Source organism: Jatrophihabitans sp. (genome assembly GCA_036389035.1).
Taxonomy (GTDB): domain Bacteria; phylum Actinomycetota; class Actinomycetes; order Mycobacteriales; family Jatrophihabitantaceae; genus Jatrophihabitans_A.
In genome coordinates, this window is sequence record DASVQQ010000034.1 from 33,808 (window position 1) to 50,839 (window position 17,032).

General features: G+C 71.5%; 18 protein-coding genes. 9 read left to right on the plus strand and 9 right to left on the minus strand.

All coding sequences use genetic code 11. The annotated features are described in order from the left end of the window. Positions 1-8: 8 nt before the first annotated feature. Positions 9-1,199, plus strand: coding sequence for a CapA family protein (locus VF557_17835; protein HEX8082077.1), 1,191 nt, complete (start codon positions 9-11; stop codon positions 1,197-1,199). 890 nt (positions 1,200-2,089) lie between these two features. On the opposite strand, the gene VF557_17840 is transcribed toward VF557_17835, so the two are convergent. Continuing rightward, positions 2,090-2,698, minus strand: coding sequence for an ATP-binding protein (locus tag VF557_17840; protein ID HEX8082078.1), 609 nt, complete (start codon positions 2,696-2,698; stop codon positions 2,090-2,092). A 378-nt stretch (positions 2,699-3,076) separates the two neighbouring features. Here VF557_17840 and VF557_17845 point away from each other — a divergent pair, with 378 nt between their 5' ends. From VF557_17845 to VF557_17860, 4 genes are all read left to right on the plus strand, one after another. Beyond that, positions 3,077-3,265, plus strand: coding sequence for a hypothetical protein (locus VF557_17845; GenBank protein HEX8082079.1), 189 nt, complete (start codon positions 3,077-3,079; stop codon positions 3,263-3,265). Positions 3,266-3,680: 415 nt separating this feature from the next. Continuing rightward, a complete protein-coding gene (locus tag VF557_17850; protein ID HEX8082080.1) occupies positions 3,681-4,136 on the plus strand; it encodes a metalloregulator ArsR/SmtB family transcription factor in 456 nt (151 codons plus the stop codon). After that, a complete protein-coding gene (locus VF557_17855; GenBank protein HEX8082081.1) occupies positions 4,108-4,863 on the plus strand; it encodes an SRPBCC domain-containing protein in 756 nt (251 codons plus the stop codon). Before VF557_17850 ends, VF557_17855 begins: the two co-directional genes overlap by 29 nt. Positions 4,864-4,923: 60 nt before the next feature. Further along, positions 4,924-6,333, plus strand: coding sequence for an NADP-dependent succinic semialdehyde dehydrogenase (locus VF557_17860; protein ID HEX8082082.1), 1,410 nt, complete (start codon positions 4,924-4,926; stop codon positions 6,331-6,333). 111 nt (positions 6,334-6,444) lie between these two features. Here the strand turns inward: VF557_17860 and VF557_17865 are convergent, their stop codons facing one another. From VF557_17865 to glp, 6 genes are all read right to left on the minus strand, one after another. Continuing rightward, a complete protein-coding gene (locus VF557_17865; protein HEX8082083.1) occupies positions 6,445-6,927 on the minus strand; it encodes a TIGR03668 family PPOX class F420-dependent oxidoreductase in 483 nt (160 codons plus the stop codon). 107 nt (positions 6,928-7,034) lie between these two features. Then, positions 7,035-8,294 carry an ABC transporter ATP-binding protein gene (locus tag VF557_17870; protein HEX8082084.1) on the minus strand — a complete coding sequence of 420 codons (1,260 nt, stop codon included), beginning with the start codon at positions 8,292-8,294 and terminating at the stop codon, positions 7,035-7,037. After that, positions 8,291-9,142, minus strand: a complete 852-nt coding sequence (locus VF557_17875) for an ABC transporter permease (protein ID HEX8082085.1) — start codon at positions 9,140-9,142, stop codon at positions 8,291-8,293. The genes VF557_17870 and VF557_17875 overlap by 4 nt, the downstream gene beginning before the upstream one ends. Continuing rightward, a complete protein-coding gene (modA, locus tag VF557_17880; protein HEX8082086.1) occupies positions 9,139-9,918 on the minus strand; it encodes a molybdate ABC transporter substrate-binding protein in 780 nt (259 codons plus the stop codon). Before modA ends, VF557_17875 begins: the two co-directional genes overlap by 4 nt. Then, complete coding sequence (locus VF557_17885) at positions 9,911-10,318, minus strand: TOBE domain-containing protein (GenBank protein ID HEX8082087.1); 408 nt, start codon at positions 10,316-10,318, stop codon at positions 9,911-9,913. The genes modA and VF557_17885 overlap by 8 nt, the downstream gene beginning before the upstream one ends. A gap of 97 nt (positions 10,319-10,415) precedes the next feature. Then, positions 10,416-11,663 carry a gephyrin-like molybdotransferase Glp gene (gene glp, locus VF557_17890; protein ID HEX8082088.1) on the minus strand — a complete coding sequence of 416 codons (1,248 nt, stop codon included), beginning with the start codon at positions 11,661-11,663 and terminating at the stop codon, positions 10,416-10,418. A 650-nt stretch (positions 11,664-12,313) separates the two neighbouring features. Here glp and VF557_17895 point away from each other — a divergent pair. Beyond that, a complete protein-coding gene (locus VF557_17895; GenBank protein HEX8082089.1) occupies positions 12,314-12,883 on the plus strand; it encodes a hypothetical protein in 570 nt (189 codons plus the stop codon). A gap of 221 nt (positions 12,884-13,104) precedes the next feature. On the opposite strand, the gene VF557_17900 is transcribed toward VF557_17895, so the two are convergent. Next, the gene (locus VF557_17900; GenBank protein HEX8082090.1) at positions 13,105-13,335 is read right to left on the minus strand and encodes a hypothetical protein; all 231 of its coding nucleotides are present in this window, start codon (positions 13,333-13,335) and stop codon (positions 13,105-13,107) included. A gap of 24 nt (positions 13,336-13,359) precedes the next feature. Then, the gene (locus VF557_17905; protein HEX8082091.1) at positions 13,360-14,091 is read right to left on the minus strand and encodes a hypothetical protein; all 732 of its coding nucleotides are present in this window, start codon (positions 14,089-14,091) and stop codon (positions 13,360-13,362) included. Between VF557_17905 and VF557_17910 the strand changes: the two genes are divergently transcribed. The 3 genes from VF557_17910 to VF557_17920 all read left to right on the plus strand — a co-directional run bounded on the left by VF557_17910 (position 14,042) and on the right by VF557_17920 (position 16,961). Next, positions 14,042-14,686 (plus strand): hypothetical protein, encoded by a 645-nt coding sequence (locus tag VF557_17910; protein ID HEX8082092.1) that lies wholly within the window; start codon positions 14,042-14,044, stop codon positions 14,684-14,686. The genes VF557_17905 and VF557_17910 overlap by 50 nt on opposite strands. A gap of 163 nt (positions 14,687-14,849) precedes the next feature. Then, a complete protein-coding gene (locus VF557_17915) occupies positions 14,850-16,157 on the plus strand; it encodes an MFS transporter (GenBank protein HEX8082093.1) in 1,308 nt (435 codons plus the stop codon). A 300-nt stretch (positions 16,158-16,457) separates the two neighbouring features. Beyond that, positions 16,458-16,961 carry a hemerythrin domain-containing protein gene (locus VF557_17920; GenBank protein ID HEX8082094.1) on the plus strand — a complete coding sequence of 168 codons (504 nt, stop codon included), beginning with the start codon at positions 16,458-16,460 and terminating at the stop codon, positions 16,959-16,961. Positions 16,962-17,032: the final 71 nt, after the last annotated feature.

The following is a 17,032-nucleotide window of genomic DNA, read 5'->3' on the forward strand; positions in this document are numbered from 1 at the left end:
CTAGTGCGATGCCCCTGAACTCCCGAGGCGATATCGCCCTGGCCCTCGCCGGCGTCGCCGGCCTGCTCCTGCTGGGCGCCTGCGGTAGCTCATCCGCGCCGTCTGACCCGGCGTCGGCCAGCGCAAGCCCGACCGGCTCGGCTTCGGTCAGCGCGAGCCAATCCGGTGGCTCGGCCAGCGTGTCCGGCTCCGGGAGTCCGTCCGGCTCAGTCAGCTCGGCCAGCCCGTCCGGCTCGGCTCAGTCCAGCTCGGCCTCGGCCGGTGGCGTCGTCCGGCTCGGCTTCGCCGGTGACGTCCACTTCGCGCTGCGCACCGCCGACCGGCTGGCCAACGATCCGAAGACCGTGTTCGGCCCGGCCGTGCCGGGGCTCTCCGCGCCGGACCTGACCATGGTCAACCTCGAGACAGCGATCTCGGTCGGCGGCCAGGCGGAGAACAAGGCGTTCACCTTCCAGGCGCCGCCGTCGGCGTTCACGGCGCTGAAGGCGGCCGGCATCGACCTGGTCTCGATGGCCAACAACCACAGCGCCGACTACGGCTCCGACGGGTTGGCCCAGACCTTTGCCGCCATCAAGCGCACCCGCTTTCCGGTGGTCGGCATCGGCGCCAACGCCAGGGAGGCCTACGCGCCGTACTACACCGAGATCAACGGGGTGCGGCTGGCCTTCATCGCCGCCCACCAGGTGCGCGAGGAGACGCTGGCCAACTTCACGGCCACCGACGCCGACCCGGGGGTGGCCAGCGCCTACTCCGAGCGGCTACCGCTGGCGGTACGCGCCGCCAAGGCCAAGGCGGACGCGGTGATCGTGTACCTGCACTGGGGCACCGAGTACGTCCACTGCCCGAACACCGACCAGACCGGGCTGGCGGACCGGTTGGCCGAAGAGGGCGCCACCGCGGTGGTCGGCACCCACGCGCACGGCCTGCAGGGCGCGGGCTGGCGTCCGGACGGCACCTACATCGCCTACGGCCTGGGCAACTACCTCTGGTGGTACTCCTTCGGCGACGGGCGCGACGACACCGGCGTGCTGACCCTGACGCTGACCGGCGACAAGGTCACCGGCTCCTCCTTCGCCCCCGCCCGGCTGGACGAGCGGGGCATCGCGGTGCCGGCCACGGGCGAGACGGCCAGCCGGATCCGGTCGGAGTTGGAGCAGTTCCGCCAGTGCGCCGACCTGTTGCCCGCGCCGCCCCGCTAAGTCATCGGGGACGTCGATCAGCCGGCCGTCCAGCCTGAGACGTCGGGATCCCACCGCCCGGCAGCCTCGACGTCCTTAAGTACCGGGTCGAGGAAGGACTGGACGAGGCCGACCGCCCGGTCATACGTCCGATGCTCCCGGCACTCGGCTACGTCGCGTGCCAGCCGCGCATATGTCGCTCGCGAGCCGGACGGTGTCACATAACTGGGGATCTGCGGCAAGCCTGGTGTCAGGTTGGCGGCGCAGCCAGCGCATCGAGCCGCTGAACGCCGGCTTGGGAAACGCAGTCAAGCGCTAGGTCCCTCGCGGTAGTGAGCAGGTCAAGGTCCGTCGCGTGCGCCCGGATCCGGCACGAGCGGGCACGAACCGATAGAGCGGGATGCTGTCATGGGCGGTTGCATCGCGGAAGGCCACGCCGGGCGCAGGGAGGCGGATAACGATAGGTCCAGTCGGTCTGAAGACGAGCCCAGCGCGGACCTCGTAGGCTGCCCCGATGCCGAGGCGTCGGGCAGCAGCACCTAGCAGGGCTATAAAATCGCCGACTGCGGACTCCACGAAGGAGGCGGACACTTCGTTCCATTCCCCGATTTCGGCCTGCAGGCTGCCGCCTAGCGACCACCACATGGACACCGAGCCGTCGTCGTGCACTGAGCCGTTTGCGGATCTGTACCGGGGATTGTCCAATTGTTCGAGCCTGTACCGGGCTGTCATGCGGCGAGGACCGGGGCGAGGATCAGTCAACTCGCCTGCGTTGTCTCTGAGCGGCGAGAGGGCGTTCGGATCGAGAAGACTTCTGCGCACGGTGAGTGAGTCGGCAAGGATGGCGCGGGCGGCTGTCTGGTCGATCCGCCCCAGCGCGCTGGGTCGAGGTGGATTAGGCACGGCAACCCCTACGAAGCAATACGCCGATCGCTTGGGCTATTGACCGAGAGCTCATCCCACAAGGCATCGAGCGTTGCGCCCTGATCCGAACGCGCGTCGAAGCGGCGACGATAGGCGGCCTGGATCTGCTGCTCGCGCATCCATTCCGTCCGCGTACCGTCCCGGAACGGGGCACCGAACAGCGCTTGGCGGTACACGAGGTGCGGCACATCGCTGGATGGCGGAACCCAGACCGCGACGACGCACGCTCCGTCTTCCCCGACCATATTGGCGAATGCGATTCCCGACACAGGCGGCGCGATCCGGCTGAACGCGACCTGGCGCAGGGTGCGTTCATCACTGTCACTTAACGGCTGGACGCCTGCAATTGTGTCCGCCTCTGATGTGTGCCGGTGCTCGTTGATCCCGAGTACCAAAAGGCCCCCGCCAGTGTTAGCCATTGCTGCGACGTCTTTGGCGAATTCCTCCTGCCAGTCAGCTTTGCCCTCATAGCGCTCCCGCTTCCAGTCGAGATCGGGTTGCTCCGCCAGCCTTGCAGCGACCGCGTCATCGATGATTTGCCGCGTCAAGGGCTGTGGTTCCAGGCCGAGCATGCGGTGTATCGCAGTGAACTGCATGGGTCTCCTTCGCTGTTCCGACCAGCCGCATAGCTAGATGGGGCCCGGCTGAAAGCCCTAGAGCACAGCTGTACTGACAGCTTGGTGCTGAAGTACGCGCAGAGCGACCTGCAGCGTCTCCGATAGCTCTAGTGCTCCCGGCGCGCTGACAGCCCGCAGCATCTCGGCCAGACCAAGGTTATGCGCTCGCGCAATTTCGATGAGTCCATCGGCCACCACCTGGTCAGTGGCGCCGCCTAGCTCGAGTAGGTGGGCCAGCACCTGCTCACCTTCTCCAACCGGAAATCCGAAACGTGCCGCGAAGGGTCCCAGCCGCGGAGCGAGCCGCTCAAGGTTTATCGAACGCGAGGCGACCGCCCCCGCAAGCACTCTCGCAACGTGCTCCCCGTCGTGGCGGTCCGTGAGAAGGTCAACGACGACGCGCTCCGGTCTCGTGACAGGAAGCCCCGCGATGACCGCTATGTCATCGAGCGGGAGAAATCCTCGGTGGAGCCGCACGTCGGAACGGCGGGACTGCTTGCGGTCGACAAGCGTGAACTCGTGCCGGTCGGCGTCCAAATCACCTAGTTGGTGAAGTCTGGCCGCCGAGGCATGTGAGACGACGGCTTCCTCAGTCCGCTTGCGCAGGCGATCGGCAGCCATCCGCTTGGGATCGAGCCCGAGCCATGCTGCGCGAAGTTCCAGGTGCTCAATGCCTGCCGCTCCATGGAGCCTGTACACCCCGTGCGCGAGGCGAATCAGGGCTCCGTCACCGGCCAGGCGGGCAAGTTGGACGCGCGACACTCCGGACCGACGCGCTTGCGCAGACGTCATCAGGCCCCATTGCGCCTCAGCGAGGTCCCCGATCAGGCGTTCGAGTTCCCGCCGCTGCATACTTCAATCGTATCACTATAAGTGTAACTATTGAAGTCCCCGTCTACTCACTTTCAGAGAATCTTCCCCTTGCGCCAAAGCATTGGTCACTCTAGAGTAACCGTTGCCTATGAGTAACCAATCAGCGGCCGAGGCCGCTCTCGACGCGCTCGGTGACCCGATGCGCCGCCGGCTGCTGGAACTGCTGCACGCCGGCCCGCGACCGGTCGGCGAGCTGGCCGAGCAGCTGCCGATCGGACGTCCAGCCGTCAGCAAGCACCTGCGGGTGCTCGAAGGCGCCGGCCTGGTGCGGCACCGCAGCGAAGGCACCCGCAACCTCTACGCGCTGGCGCCCGAGGGCCTGATCGGCGTCCAGCAGTGGCTGGTCGGCGTGTGGGACACCGCCCTGGCCGCCTTCGCCGACTACGTCCAGGCCGAGCAGCGCTCGATCCGAGAAGCCGATCCAGAGCAGCGCGCCACCCGAGAGCGCGATTCGGAGCAGCGCGCCACCCGAGAAACCAGCCGAGAGACAGACCGAGAGATCAGGAGGTCCGACCATGACCCAACCGGCGCCAGTCCGTCGTGAGGTGGTGGTCGCCGCGCCGCCGGAGACCGCCTTCGCCCTGTTCACCGCCCACATCGGCTCGTGGTGGCCGCTGGCCAACCACAGTGTCTTCGGCGCGGGCGGCACAATCGCGTTCGAAGGCGACCAGCTTGTCGAGCGATCGGGCAACCAGCGCTCGATCTGGGGCAAGGTGCTCAGCATCGACCCGCCGAACAGCCTGGAACTGAGCTGGCATCCCGGCCATGACGCCAGCCGCGCCACCGAGCTGTCGGTGCGGTTCACCGACCTCGACGGTTCGACGGCGGTGAGCCTGGAGCACCGCGGCTGGCACCGGCTGGCCGATCCGCGGGGCGCCCACGACGAGTACGAGCGCGGCTGGCCACTCGTGCTGGAAGCCTTCCAGCGGCGACTGGACCCAGCCCCTCCGCCGGCCACCGACTGGTACGTCCTGCTGCACCAGCCCGGGCCGGCCGTGGTGGCCGGCCAGCCCCTGTCCGAGCACCCGGACCTGATCGAGCACCTGGCGTTCCTGCAGCGGCTGGACGAGCGGGGCCTGCTGGTGGCATCCGGCCCGCTCGCCGACAAGATCGGCACGGGGATGACGGTGGTCAGGGCCACGCCCGACCTGGACGTCCGGCGGCTGGCCACCGAGGACGACCTGAGCGTGGCGCGCGGCGTACTCAGCGTCGAGGTCGCGCCGTGGCTGGTGCAGGTCACCGGCGATTTGATCGCCGAGGCCCGGGACTAGCCTGGGAACGCGGGTCGGCGACCCGCCGGAGTCCATCGACATCGACGCAGGAGTTCGCAGATGCCCATCGCGACGACCAACCCCGCCACCGGCGAGGTGATCACCACCTTCGAGGCGTTGACCGACGCCGAGATCGACACCCGGCTCGAAGCGGCCGCCCAGGGTTTTCAGGCCCTGCGCCGGACGAGCTTCGCCGACCGGGCCGGCTGGATGCGCGCCGCCGCCGACATCCTGGACGACGAGCAGGACCAGATCGCGACCATGATGACCACCGAGATGGGCAAGACGCTGGCCTCGGCCAAGGCCGAGGTGGCCAAGTGCGCCAAGGCCTGCCGGTTCTACGCGGACAACGCCGAGGCGTTCCTGAGCAGCGAGCAGGTCGAGCCCGGCAAGGTCAGCGCCACCCAGGCCTACATCCGCTACCAGCCGCTCGGGCCGGTGCTGGCGATCATGCCGTGGAACTTTCCGCTGTGGCAGGCGATGCGGTTCGCCGCCCCGGCGCTGATGGCCGGCAACGCCGGCCTGCTCAAGCACGCCTCGAACGTGCCGCAGACCGCGCTGTTCATGCAGGACCTGTTCAGCCGGGCCGGCTTTCCGGACGGCTCGTTCCAGACCTTGCTGATCGGCGCCAGCCAGGTCGAGGCCATCCTCGGCGATGACCGGGTGGCCGCGGCGACGCTGACCGGCAGCGAGGCGGCGGGTCGTTCGGTGGCCGAGGCCGCCGGGCGCAACCTCAAGAAGACCGTCCTGGAACTCGGCGGCAGCGACCCGTTCGTGGTGATGCCCTCGGCCGACATCGCCAAGGCGGCCAAGGTGGCCACCACCGCGCGCTGCCAGAACAACGGGCAGTCCTGCATCGCGGCCAAGCGTTTCATCGTGCACGCCGACGTCTATGACGCCTTCGCCGCCGCCTTCGTCGAGAGCATGAGCGCCCTGACGATCGGTGACCCGATGGACAGCGACACCGACATCGGCCCGCTGGCCACCGAGCAGGGCCGCGACGACGTGGCCGGCCAGGTCCGCGACGCCGTCGACAAGGGCGCCAAGGTGCTGTGCGGCGGCGAGCCGATCGACCGGCCCGGCTGGTGGTACCCGCCGACCGTGGTCGCCGAGCTCAGCCCCGAGATGGAGATGTTCGCCGAGGAGGTCTTCGGCCCGGTGGCCGGGTTGTACCGGGTGCAGTCCTACGACGAGGCGGTCGCGCTGGCCAACAGCACCCACTTCGGGCTGGGCTCCAATGCCTGGACCACCGACCCCGAAGAGCAGGAGGCCTTTGCCCGCGACCTGGAGGCCGGGGCGGTGTTCATCAACGGCATGACCACCTCGTACAACGAGCTGCCCTTCGGCGGCATCAAGAACTCCGGCTACGGCCGGGAGCTGTCGGTGCACGGGATCCGCGAGTTCTGCAACACCAAGTCCGTCTGGGTCGGCGACACCGAACCGGGACGGGCCGGCTCGCACAGCGAGTAGCGCGGGCTGGCTGACCGCCCCCCGAATCCCGCGCCAGCCGCAGGCCGAGGGCCGTAGTCCAGGCCGTAGCCCGACGCGTAGCGATTTCGAACGTTGGAGCGCACGGAATCGCTACTCGTCGAACAGGGAGGCGCGGGCGGTCGCGGCCCAGCCGCGCCAGGCCTGGATCTCGATGGTGAGCACCGGGCCGTCCGGACGGTGCTCGCGGTACTGCGGGTACTTGGCGGCCAGCGCGTCGAGGGCCCGACTGACCTCGCCGGGATCGTCCACCTGCGCGCCATGGCCGTCCAGGCGCACCCACCACAGCTGTGACCAGTCCTCGTCGTAGTGGTCGATCAGCAGGCAGGCCTGGCCGGTCGCTCGCAGGTTGGCGGTGCGGCGCAGCTCGGTGCTGCGCTTGGGCTTGTGATCGACCGCGATGTGCACCCGGCCGCCGTGGTCGTCGCTCGGGCCGCTGGCGCCGCCCTCGCCGCCGATCAGGACGAAGCACACCGGCACCAGGTGTGGGCGGCCGGCGGCGTCCACGGTGGCCAGCCGGGCGACCCGGGCGGTCTGGACCAGCCGGCGCATCGCCGTCGGACTCAGGCTGGGCATCGCGGGCTCCTCACTGTCGGTCGGTTTCGGACCGTCATCCGGGTCGGGTTTCGCAGCGTCACCCCGGTCGGGCTCGCAGCGTCGGCGTCCGGGTCGGATCGCGGTTGTCAGCGCGGGTCGGGGTAGCAGTCGATCTCGGTGGCCTTGGCGCTGAGCCACACCGGCGAGCCGGCGGCCAGGTCGAGCTCGGCCACCGCGTCCGGCGTCACGTCGACCAGGGCCGGCGGGCTGCCGCTGACCTGGACGCGCACCCGGTCGGTGAGCAGCTCGACGCCGGTGACGGTTCCCGGCCAGACGTTACGCGGGCTGGCGTACCGGGGCCGCTCGGTGTGCAGCGAGATGGCACTGGGACGCAGGGCGACCAGCACCCGGCGGCTAGGGGGCCCCGGTTCGCCGAGCTCGCCGCCGGTCCCGCCGAGCTGACCTCCGGGCTGACCTCCGAGTTCGCCAAGCTGACCTCCGGTCCCGCCGAGCTGACCTCCGAGCTGACCTCCGAGTTCGCCGAGCTGACCGCCGGTCCCGTCGCCGTGGGCGTGCAGCACGCCGCCGTCGTCCAGAGCCACCGCCGCGTCGGCGCCGAGCACGCCCGGGTAGAGGTTCAGCCCGACCAGCCGGGCGACGTACTGGCTGGCCGGCCGGCGGGCCACCTCGGCCGGGGTGCCCTGCTGCACCACCCGGCCGTCCTCGATCACCAGCAGCCGGTCGGTCAGCACCATCGCCTCCAGCGGATCGTGGGTGACCACCAGGCTCGGGCCGCCGAACGCGCGCAGGTGCCGGCGGAGCTCGCCGCGCACCTCGAGCCGGGTGCGGGCGTCCAGGGCCGCCAGCGGCTCATCCAGCAGCAGCAGGTCGGGGTCGGCGGCCAGCGTCCTGGCCAGCGCGACCCGCTGAGCCTGGCCGCCGGACAGCTCGGCCGGCTTGCGACCGGCGAACTCGGCCAGCCCGGACCGCTGCAGCCAGTCCTCGGCCCGCCGCCGGGCCGGCTGGCGGCGAGCGCCACGGGCCCGGGCCGCGAAAGCCACGTTGTCCCGGACCGTCAGGTGCGGGAACAGCCGGTAGTTCTGGAACACCAGCCCGACCGGACGCCGCTCGGGCGGCACGAACAGGCCCCGCTCCGCGTCGTCCAGCACCGTGCCAGCCAGCTCGATCCGTCCCCGCGACAGCGCGCCGAGGCCGGCCAGGGTCCGCAGCAGGGTGGTCTTGCCGGCCCCGTTGGGCCCCAGCACCCCGAGCACCTCACCGGCTGCCACCGTGAAGTCCAGCGCCAGCCGGAAGCCGCCGCGCTCAACCTCGCCGCTCACCCGCAGGCCGGCTCCGGAGTCCCGTTCGGATCCGGCGGCCGGGCCGGTCACCCGCAGGCCGGTCACGGCGCGCCCACCGGACGCAGCCACCGGTCACGCAGCAGCACCAGCACCGCCGCGGCGGCCAGCAGCAACACCAGGCTCAGCGCGATCGCCGGCTCGGGATCGGTCTGCAGGGCGTTGTAGACGGCCAGCGGCAGGGTCTGGGTGGTGCCGGGGTTGTTGCCCGCGAAGGTGATGGTGGCCCCGAACTCCCCCAGCGCCCGGGCCCAGCACAGCACCGCGCCGGCCAGCAGCGACGGCGCCACCAGCGGCAGCGTGATCCGGATGAAGACCGTCAGCCGGCCGGCGCCCAGGGTGGCCGCGGCCTCTTCGAGCTCCCGGTCAGCCGAGCGCAGCGCGCCCTCGACGGTGACCACCAGGAACGGCATCGCCACGAACGTCTCGGCCACCACGACGCCGGCGGTGCTGAACGGCAGTGTGAGACCGAACCAGGCGTCCAGGTGCCGTCCGACCATGCCGTTGCGCCCGAAGGCCAGCAGCAGCGCCAGGCCGCCGACCACCGGCGGAAGCACCAGCGGCACCGTGACCAGCGCGCGCAGCACCGCCAGCCCCGGAAACCGCGCCCGGGCCAGCACCCAGGCCAGCGGCACCCCCAGCACGATCGAGACCGCCGTCGCCGCGGTGGCGCACAGCAGCGACAGCCGCAGCGCGGTCAGCGCCACCGGGTCCGACAGCAGGCCGGGCAGCCCTCGCCACGGAGCGCGCACCAGCAACGCCAGCAGCGGGACCAGCAGAAAGCAGAAGCCGATCGCGGCAGGCGCGGCCAGCACCGCGGGCACCCCGCGCCCGACGGTCAGCCGCTCAGGCGCGACCCGCCGGCCCGCCTCGACGCCACGGACAGTCCGGTTCATGGCTGGGTGAAACCGGCGGCGGACAGCACATCCTGGCCGGCGGCGGACAGCACGTAGGCCACGAAGGCCTGCGCGCCGGCCGGGTTGCGGGCTTCGCGCAGGACGCCGATCGGATACCGGGTGCTGGTGTTGAGCGCGGCCGGAATCTCGATGCCCCGCACCGCCGTGCCGGCCGCCCGGACGTCGGTCAGGTACACCAGGCCGGCATCGACCTCGCCGGTGCGCACCTTGGTCAGGGTCGCCTTCACGTCCTCCTCCAGGGTGACCGGCGTGACCCGTACGCCGGCCTTGCCGAGCACCGCGACCGCGGCGGCGCCGCACGGCACCTGGACCTGGCACAGGGCCACCTTGACCCCGGGACGGGCCAGGTCGGCCAGCCCGCGCACGCCGGCCGGGTTGTCCGCCGGAACCACGAGCTGCAGGACGTTGGCCGCGAAATCACGCACCTCGCCCACCGCGCCGGCCCGCACCAGCTGATCCATGTTCACCGCGGCGGCCGAAGCGAAGACGTCCGCCCGGGCGCCCTGGGTGATCTGCAGCGCGAGGGCGGAGCTGGCGCCGATGTTGAGCGTGACCCGGGTTCCGGGATGGGCGGCCTCGAACTGCCGGGCCAGCGTGCCGAACGTCTCGGTGAGCGAGGCGGCCGCGAACACCGTCACCGTGCCGCCGACCTGGTTGCTGGCCCCGCCCGACGCCGGCGCGGCGTCCTGCTGGCAGCCGGCGGTCAGCGCCAGCATGGCCACCACCGCCGCGACTCGGCGCGGCCGTTCAGGCACCGGCCGGGACCTCGACCACCACATTGGTGGCCTTGACCGAGGCGACCGCCAGGGTGCCCGGCTGCAGGCCCAGCTCGTCGGCGGCCTCGCGGCTCATCAGCGACACGATCCGGAACGGCCCGGCCTGCATCTCGACCTGCGCCATCACGGTGTCGCGCACCACCCGGGTGACCAGGCCGACCAGCCGGTTGCGCGCCGACTCGCTGGCCATCGGCCGGATCGCGGAGCGCTCGGCCGAGGCGGCCAGCTCGGTGGCGAACCGGGCCAGCTCCGCGCCCTCGATCGCCAGCCGGCCGCCTTCGGTGATGGTGGGCAGCCGGCCGGCCTCGGCCCACCGCCGCACCGTGTCGTCGCTGACGCCGAGCAGCTCGGCGGCTTCCCGGATCCGGAAGGTCGTCATGGCTTCGAACTGTAATCGCAGGTGCGGAAGAATTCGCGCTATCAATCAGCGAATACGTGGCAGGCCTGGCCTGAACTCCGCTGGCGCGGTTCCGCACTCAGCTGAGCAAGTGCACCGGAAGCTCGTCGCCGGCCTCGACCCGGCGGCCGTCCGGGACCTCGGCCAGCCCGGTGGCAGCCGCCGAAGCCGACAGCTGGTGGGAGTCCTGGCCGGCCACCGGCCGCACGTGCAGCCGGCCGTCCGGCCCGAACCGGCAGCTGACCCGCAGAAAGGCGGTGCGGCCGTCCCCGTGCGGGCGCGGCAGCGGCGCGTCGGCGATGCCCAGGACGGTGCAGCCGTACGGGTCCGGGTGGCCCATCATCTGGCGCAGCGCCGGCCGGGCGAGCAGCTCGAAGCTGACCAGGGCCGACACCGGGTTGCCGGGCAGGCCCAGCACGGGCACCGGACCGCTCGGGCCGGGCAGCACCCCGAACGCGAAGGGCTTGGCCGGCCGGATCGCCACCTGCAGCCAGTTCAGGCCACCGAACTGATCGAGCACCGCCCGGACCGGGTCGGAGTCACCCATCGACACCCCACCGCAGGTCAGCACCGCATCGCAGCGCCGCAGGGCCGAGCTGAGCAGCTCGTGCAGGCCGGCGACGTCGTCACCGGCCACCCCCAGATCCACCGGCTCGCAGTTGGCCCGCACCAGCAGCGCCAGCAGCATTGCCCGGTTGGACTCATAGATCTGGCCGGGACGCAGCTCGGCGCCGCCGGTCACCAGCTCGTCACCGGTCACCAGAACGCCCACCCGCAGCCGCCGGTAGCCCTGGACCTGTTCGGCGCCTACGCTGGCCAGCACCCCTAAGTGCGCCGGGCGCAGCACCGTCCCGGCGGCCAGCACCAGCTCACCGGCCCGCACGTCGCTACCGGCCCGGCGCACCCCCGCGCCGGCGGCGACCCCGCTCAGCACCTCGACCAGGTCACCGGCCGTGCCGAGTTGCCTGGTGCGGGTGGCCGAGGTCCGCTCCACCATCACCACCGCGTCGGCGCCCTCCGGCAGCGGGGCGCCGGTCATCACCTTCCAGGCCTGACCCTCGCCGACCGGCCGGCCGGCCACCGAACCGGCCAGCACCGAGCCGAGCACGTGCAAGCGCACCGGACTGCTCTCGGCGGCGCCGGCGACGTCCACCGCGCGCACCGCGTAACCGTCGACGCTGCTGTTGTCGAACGGCGGCACGTTCGCGGGCGCGATCACGTCCGCCGCCAGCACGCAGCCATCGGCTCCGGCCGAGTCGAGCCGAACCGGCTCCGGCCGCGGGCAGGCCGCCAGCAGCACCCGGCGGGCCTCGGCCAACTCGATCACCGGCCTACCTTACGACGGGGCCCGTGGCGGTCGTCGAGCCAGCCGGCACTGGAATGCGACAAACAACCACATTGACGCGTTACCCCCACCAAACTCCGTCGTTGAACACTCTGAGTAATCAGGTTTACTACGGTTTGGAGTGCGTCGTGACGTCCGTGGCCCAGCAGCTCCCGGTGTCCTTGACACCGGTACGCAGCGCGGGCTACACCGGTGCCCATCGGGCCGCAACGGCGCCTCTCACGAGGCGGATCCGGCCGTGGGTGCACCGCGGCCTGGCCGTCGGCACGCTGACCGCCGGCCTCTGGCTGGCGGGCTCCCTGAGCCAGGCCCCAGCCGCCGAGGCTGCCCCGTCCGGCGCGCCGCAGCGCCCCGCCGTGAGCACGACCAGTGACGCGTCGGTTCGCCCGGACGCCGCTGGCGCCGGCTCGGTCACAGCACCGGCAGGCCGGCACTCCAGCCGGCCATCGGCAGCGACTCAGGCAGTACAGATTAGCCCTATTTCACAACGCAAAACCGGCTCGACAGGATCAGCCGCGGCAGGCGCCGCCGGCGGGCTCGGCACGCTATCGAAGGCGCGATCTGACGCCTCTGGCGCGACGCCGGCCCCCGGGTCAGGCGCCGCCCGGCGATCCGTCTCCACCGTGGTCAAGGTGGCGGCTGAGGTGACCCGGTCGGCGTCCGCCGTGCCGCTGCCGGCGGCGCCAGTGCTGCGCACGCCGGCCCCGGCCATTTCGGTGCTGCCCGCCGTGTCGGTTCCCGGCCCGGCAGCCGTCGTCCCCACCGTTATCGCCCCGGCGCTGCCGGTTCTGCCGGCCCGTCCGGTCAAGCCCGCCCAGGTCCTCCCGTCGGCCCAGCAGGCGGCCGAAGCGACCGGGCTGCCGGCTCCGGCTGCTACTGCAGGTAACCAGGGTGGCCTCAGCGGTCCGTCCAGCGACGTGGCGTCGATCGACAAGCCGGCCGGGCAGCACCCGAGCCAGCGGCCGGTCGGTGAGACCGCAGCCGGCCCGGCGCTGCCGCAGCAGCCTTCGACCCCGCCGGTAGGCCACCGGCCCGGCACCGTTCCGGGACCGGGTCTCAGCGGTGGGCATCACCCGCTGGACTCCGGCCTGGCTCCCACCGACCTTTCCAGCCTCGGCAACACGCCGGCTGGCGACTGCCGCGGCCGTGACCACACGCCGCCGCGTGAGCGGGCAACCGCACCTTCGACCTCTCCGGACTAGACCTCGCCGGGCCGGCCACCGCAACCGCGGTAGCGCCCGCCACGCGAAGGTCCCCAGGGCTGTCAGCAGCCCTTTCCCGAAGAGCCCACAAGCGAAGGAATCTCTGTCATGAATCTCTGGACAAAGCGCTGTCTCACGACAGGCATATTCGTCGGCGGGGCCTGGATCCTCGGATCCGGCATCGCCTCAGCCGATGGGTCGCACGGTGTGATCGGCGGCCATCACCCCACGGTCAACGCGCCGATCTCAGCACGTGTGACGGTCAGCGGTAACGCCGTTTCGGTGCTGGACCGGCATGCCCGGCACAGCCACCCCGGATCGTCAGCGTCGGCGTCGGCGTCGGCTTCGGTTTCGGTTTCGGTTTCGGTCACTTCGACCGGCTCGGGCTCGTCGAGTGCCCGGCGCGCCACGGTGAACCTGCCGGTGTCCGCGCCGGTCAGGATCAGCGGCAACGCGGTGTCGGTGCTCGGGCGTTCTCAGGCCGGCAGCGGGTCGGCGACGGCCCAGCCGAACGCCGGTGGTTCCGGCAACGCGGCTGCGTCGTCCGGGTCGCAGGCGGCTGGCAACCACGGCTGGTCGCACTCCCGGCGGTCGGCACTGAACGCGCCGGTCACCGCTCCGGTGACGGTCTGCGGCAACGCCGTCGGCGTCCTCGGTCGGGCCGCCGCAAGTTGCACGCCGGCTGCCAACTCGGGCAGCAACGGCTCGCGGGCCAGCGTCGTCAACGCGCCGGTCACCGCTCCGGTAACGGTCTGCGGCAACGCCGTCGGCCGGGCCAACGCCAGCTGCGGCGCCCCGGCAGGCTCGTCCTCGGGCGGCTCGACCGGCGGCTCGGACAGCGGCTCGCAGTCCGGCGCCGTCAACGCGCCGGTCACCGCACCGGTGACCGTCTGCGGCAACGCCGTCGGGGTGGCCGGCTCGGCTAATGCCAGCTGCGGCACCCCCGCGGGCTCGTCCTCGGGCGGCTCGACCGGCGGCTCGGGCAACGGCTCGCAGTCCGGCGCCGTCAACGCCCCGGTCACCGCGCCGGTGACCGTCTGCGGCAACGCCGTCGGCCGGGCCAACGCCAGCTGCGGGACCCCCGCGGGCTCGTCCTCGGGGGGCGGCTCGGACAGCGGATCGCAGTCCGGCGCCGTCAACGCCCCGGTCACCGCACCGGTGACGGTCTGCGGCAACGCCGCCGGCATCGCCGGCTCAGCGAATGCCAACTGCGGCACCCCGGCCGGCCCGTCCGGCGGCTCCAACCCCGGCACCCCGAGTGACAACCAGCCCGCCGTCAACGCCCCGGTCACCGCGCCGGTGACGGTCTGCGGCAACGCCGTCGGGGTGGCCGGCTCGGCCAACGCCAGCTGCGGCACCCCGGCCGGCTCGTCCTCGGGCGGCTCCAACCCCGGCACCCCGGGTAACAACCAGCCGATCGTCAACGCCCCGGTCACCGTGCCGGTGACGGTCTGCGGCAACGGCGCCGGCATCGCCGGCTCAGCCAACGCCAACTGCGGCACCCCGGCCACCCCGGCCGGACCCGAAACGCCCGGCACCCCGGGAAACCCCGCCCCGCAGCCGGTGATCCCGCCGGCCTTCGAGGTCCTGCCGATCACCGATAACCGGGGCTCTGACCGGCCCATCGGCAACGGTGCCGGCGTCGGCGTCGGCGCCGGCAACGAGCAAGAAGCCGGACTGGCCTCGCCGGGACGCTCGCTCGCCTTCACCGGCGCCTCGACCAGCCTGCTCGCGGGTCTGGGGCTCGGCTTGGCGTTCATCGGGTTCGCGCTCTGCCTGATGCGGCGGCGCGTCACCGCCTGACCAACGCCGCCTGACCGGCCACCGGCCTGAACAGCACTGGCCGGCCGGCGCCGGAGCCGACCGCGGAGCCCCCGCCCGCGGTCGGCTCCGAGTGCTGTGAGCGACACCCTTTTCGAGCATGCCGGGCGAGTGTCGAGCCATCCCCGTCAGGCATGCTGGGCGGATGTCGTCCGCGCAGCCGCCCATCACCCCGGACGGCATCGGCCCGACCGAGTCCGCGGTGACGGAGGTGCCCAGCCTGGTCAAGGCGGCCAAGCCCCAGGAGCAGACCCCCCAAGCCGTGATCCGGCGGGGCCCACTGCGGGGCCTGCCGGTCGAGGTCGCGGTGCTGTCGGCGGTGGCGTTCTTCGTGGCCGCCGGCTTCGGAATCGTGGCCCCGGCGATCCCGGTCTTCGCCCGCAGCTTCGGGGTGTCCTACACCGCGGCGGGTGCGGTGATCAGCGCGTTCGCCCTGATGCGGCTGGTGTCGGCCCTGGGCTGCGGCAAGCTGGTCAACCATTTTGGCGAGCGCCTGGTCCTGGGCGCGGGCATCACCATCGTCGCCGTCAGCAGCGCGCTGGCGGGATTGTCGGCCAACTACGGCCAGCTGCTGACGTTGCGCGGAATCGGCGGGATCGGCTCGGCGATGTTCTCGGTGTCGGCCGCCTCGTTGCTGCTCAGCGTCACCTCTTCGGAGCAGCGGGGCCGGGCGATGGGCGCCTTCACCGGCGGCTTCCTGTTCGGTGGCATCGCCGGCCCGGGCCTGGGCGGCGTGGTGACCGGTTGGTCGCTGCGGGCCCCTTTCTTCCTGTACGCGGTCACCCTGGCCGCGGCCGGCGGGGTGGGTTTGCTGATGCTGCCGCGCCGGCTCAACAAGCAGGGGCAGCCGGCGACCCGCTCCGAGCAGCCGCTGCTCACCGTCCGGGAGGCCTTCAAGATGCCCGCCTTCCGGGCCGCGGCCGGGGTGAACCTGGCCGAGAACTGGGCCGCGATCGGCGTCCGGGCGGCGCTGGTGCCGCTGCTGGTGGTCGAGGTGTTGCACCGCTCTCCGATCTGGACCGGGATCGGGCTGACAGTGTTCACGGCCGCGAATATCCTCACTCTCACCCTGGGCAGCCGGCTCGCCGACCGCCGGGGGCGCCGGCCGCTGCTGCTGAGCGGCTGCTTGGTCAGCGCCACCGGAACGTTCCTGCTGGTGCTACCCCACTCCCTGCCGCTGTTCCTGGTGGCGATGGTGGTATTCGGCCTGGGCAGCGGCCTGCTCAGCGTGGCGCCGGGGGCGATGCTCGGCGACGTGGCCGGCGGCCGGGGCGGCACGGCGGTGGCTGCCTTTCAGATGGCCGGTGACATCGGCAGCCTGACCGGGCCGATCCTGGCCGGGGCGCTGGCCGACAGCGCCGGCTTCTCCAGCGCCTTCGCCCTCTCCACAGCGGTGCTGCTGGCCGCTGCCATGATCGCGTTCCGCGCGCCGGAGACGCTGCGCCGAACGTGATTCCGATGCAGGTGACTCGCGCCCTAGCCTCGTTCCGCACATCCGCAGCCCTGGTCGCATGTGCAGGCGAATGAAGTGGCATAAGCGAGTGAGTTGGCAATCGCCGGCAGGAGGGTGCTTGCCGCCTCGGGTCTGTGCGCGCAATCCGCACCAGGCCGCCCCGCAGCATGAGGACAGCCGAAGGGCGCGCGCCGTCATCTGCGATGGTGATGCCGGTCAGTCGGGGTCGTGAGGCCATAGAGTCCACAGGCATGGCCTCAGCTGGCGGAGCACGCTCGAGCAAACTGAACGGAGCGCGGGATGGCAGACATCGTCGATTTGATTTATGCCGATCATGACTGGTTTCGGCGCCAGTTCTTCTACCTGGACTACGCCACCAGCGATGTGGAGTTGGCGGCCGTGTGGGAGGTGTTGACAACCAGGTTGAACACCCACGCTGATGCCGAGGAGACGGTGTTCTACCCAGCGCTGCTGAAGAAGGGTATAGCCGGCGACCCCGAGGATGAAACCGAGGACGCGATCGAGGATCACAACAAGATTCGCGACGCGGTCGCCGAGGCCCGCAGGCACCGAGTAGGCAGCGAAGACTGGTTCGAGGCGGTCGGCAAGGCCCGTGCCGAGAACGGCGAGCATCTGGACGAGGAGGAGCGTGAGGCGATCCCGGACCTCATAAAAAGCACCACACCCGAGCTGCGTCACCAATTGGCGATGGCGTGGTTGCAGTTCTATGCCGAGCACCAAGCTGGCGCCGGGGTGAACACCAAGAACAAGGACGCCGAGGAGTACATCGAATCCAACAGCTGACTAGCACGCTTGGGCCGCCGAGAGCGAGAGAGCGAGTGCGGCAACGCCACCGTCACCGCCTACGTTTGCGC

Bases quoted from the DNA above. Each gene is read 5' to 3' on its own strand.
- VF557_17835 (HEX8082077.1), top strand. From the start codon at position 9: ATGCCCCTGAACTCCCGAGGCGATATCGCCCTGGCCCTCGCCGGCGTC.
- VF557_17840 (HEX8082078.1), bottom strand. From the start codon at position 2,698: ATGCAGTTCACTGCGATACACCGCATGCTCGGCCTGGAACCACAGCCC.
- VF557_17850 (HEX8082080.1), top strand. From the start codon at position 3,681: ATGAGTAACCAATCAGCGGCCGAGGCCGCTCTCGACGCGCTCGGTGAC.
- VF557_17855 (HEX8082081.1), top strand. From the start codon at position 4,108: ATGACCCAACCGGCGCCAGTCCGTCGTGAGGTGGTGGTCGCCGCGCCG.
- VF557_17860 (HEX8082082.1), top strand. From the start codon at position 4,924: ATGCCCATCGCGACGACCAACCCCGCCACCGGCGAGGTGATCACCACC.
- VF557_17865 (HEX8082083.1), bottom strand. From the start codon at position 6,927: ATGCCCAGCCTGAGTCCGACGGCGATGCGCCGGCTGGTCCAGACCGCC.
- VF557_17875 (HEX8082085.1), bottom strand. From the start codon at position 9,142: ATGAACCGGACTGTCCGTGGCGTCGAGGCGGGCCGGCGGGTCGCGCCT.
- VF557_17885 (HEX8082087.1), bottom strand. From the start codon at position 10,318: ATGACGACCTTCCGGATCCGGGAAGCCGCCGAGCTGCTCGGCGTCAGC.
- VF557_17915 (HEX8082093.1), top strand. From the start codon at position 14,850: ATGTCGTCCGCGCAGCCGCCCATCACCCCGGACGGCATCGGCCCGACC.
- VF557_17920 (HEX8082094.1), top strand. From the start codon at position 16,458: ATGGCAGACATCGTCGATTTGATTTATGCCGATCATGACTGGTTTCGG.